General features: G+C 67.7%; 1 protein-coding gene and 1 pseudogene. One reads left to right on the top strand and one right to left on the bottom strand.

Going from position 1 to position 1,699, the window contains the following annotated elements:
* Positions 1-204 precede the first annotated feature (204 nt).
* On the bottom strand, positions 205-672 hold the full coding sequence (locus tag ACFU8Q_RS41335; RefSeq protein WP_384465321.1) for an NUDIX hydrolase: 468 nt from the start codon (positions 670-672) through the stop codon (positions 205-207).
* Positions 673-1,295: 623 nt separating this feature from the next.
* On the opposite strand from ACFU8Q_RS41335, the pseudogene ACFU8Q_RS41330 reads away from it, so the two are divergent.
* Positions 1,296-1,699, top strand: a pseudogene (locus ACFU8Q_RS41330) (site-specific integrase); the annotation flags it as partial.

The raw sequence follows: 1,699 nt of genomic DNA, 5'->3' as shown, positions 1-1,699 counted from the left end.
CATATGCCCGATGGTCCCCGCCCGATCCGACAATCAGCGGACGGCACCGCCAGGCGCGAGCAGACCGGTTGTCCCCCTCGGTCGCCTCGCTCTACCGGGCACTCGCGGAAGCCGCGGTGGACGACGGCCTGCCGCTGCGGCCTTCATGGTGCAGACCTGATTGGTCGGCCCGTTCAAGGGCGTCTCCGAGGCGAGCAGGCCTGCCTAGTGCTGGATCAGGCCGTCGACCGGGACAGGATCGACGTGGCCAGTTGCCGGAAGTGCCTGGGCCAGGGAGAGGCCGATATCGACCAGCGAAGACCGGCGCAGGCCGGCGACGTCGGAGATCACGGTCCAGACGGACTCGACAATTTCGCCGTTCGGCTCAGGCCGGAACTGGCCGCCGGTGATACGGACCCGATAGAAGACGCCGACGTTCTGATGCTCGACTCCCGCACGAGCTTCGGCCGCAGGGATGACCCGTGAGTCCACGCCCAGCAGGCGATCCACCACCGCGGTGCAGCCTGTCTCCTCGGCGACCTCCCGGATCACCGCATCGAACGGATCTTCGCCGTGCTCGACCCGGCCACCCGGAAGAGTCCAGTTACTTTCGCCCGCCGGTGGCACGTGACGGGCGAGCAGCACCCGCCCGTCCTCGATGCACACGGCATACGCCGCCAACCGAAAACTCATCCCCCGTACCTCCCGCTCGCACCCTATCCAACGTCCAAGATCCGCGCATCGCTCCACGAGTGGAGCCAGATCAACTTCTTACGCCTGGAGCCACTTCTGTTCCGCGCGGTGGAGCCCAAAGAAGTGCTTACAAACACCTGACGTACCGGCGCGGACCGGTGGTTCAGGGCCGCCCCGCTCAACGCCCCTGACACGTCTCGTGTCGCCAACCACTCACGTTCCGATGTCGCCTAACATCCCGCCCGGCGGGACACGTCACCGACCCGATGGAACATCACACTGCGTGGTCTTGGGCCTCAGCCACAGAAGGTGTGCCCACGCGATGCGTGCGGCCAAGAGGCGGCGCACGGGAGCTACTCCGCACTACCCCTGGCCCCAGCCACTGTGCTCGCTCTGGCGGTTCGCGGGCCGGGCCGACACCTCGGCCGCCCCGCGGAAGCAGCCACCAGCTGTGCGACATCCCGTGAGTTCTCCTGAGCCCCGCTGAGTCTCTGTCCCCCGTGGCCAGGGGGTTCTTCCTCCTTCGTGTGCTCTGCGGCTCTGTGACGTAACTTCGGGATTCTTGAAGCGTTCTCACCTCGTCCGACCAATCTGCATTCGGTCCGAAGGCGAGGAGGCTCGGGTTGGCGGCGCTGGCGGTCGTGCGGGACCTGCGTGAGCACTGGGCGCCCGCGTCGGCGGAGAAGCTGGAGCGGTTCGAGACCGACGTGCTGTCCGGGTTCGTCCTCGCGCGGGCCTCGGCGGGCCTGGCGGACGGCACGATCCGCGGGGACGTCGGGCATCTGGAGCAGATCAGGACCTGGTTCGGCCGGCCGCTGTGGGACATGGAGCCCGCCGACGCGTACTTCGGGAAGGTGCTTCGGAACTCACCGAGCGGCACCCGGCTGGCCCTCTCGCAGGCGCTGACGACGTACTTCCTGCTCCTGGAGCTACGGCACAAGGTCGAGCTTCACCGGATGACCGGCCGGGTGGTCGAGTGCCCGATCGACGAGATGAACCGGCCGCGCGGTGCCAAGGACGCCCAGCT

It is taken from the genome of Streptomyces sp. NPDC057543 (genome assembly GCF_042801895.1).
Lineage (GTDB): Bacteria > Actinomycetota > Actinomycetes > Streptomycetales > Streptomycetaceae > Streptomyces.
This window is presented reverse-complemented; position numbering and strand designations above follow the sequence as displayed.

What these genes read in the sequence shown, in the direction of transcription:
- ACFU8Q_RS41335 (WP_384465321.1), bottom strand. Translation starts at nt 672, where the DNA reads ATGAGTTTTCGGTTGGCGGCGTATGCCGTGTGCATCGAGGACGGGCGG.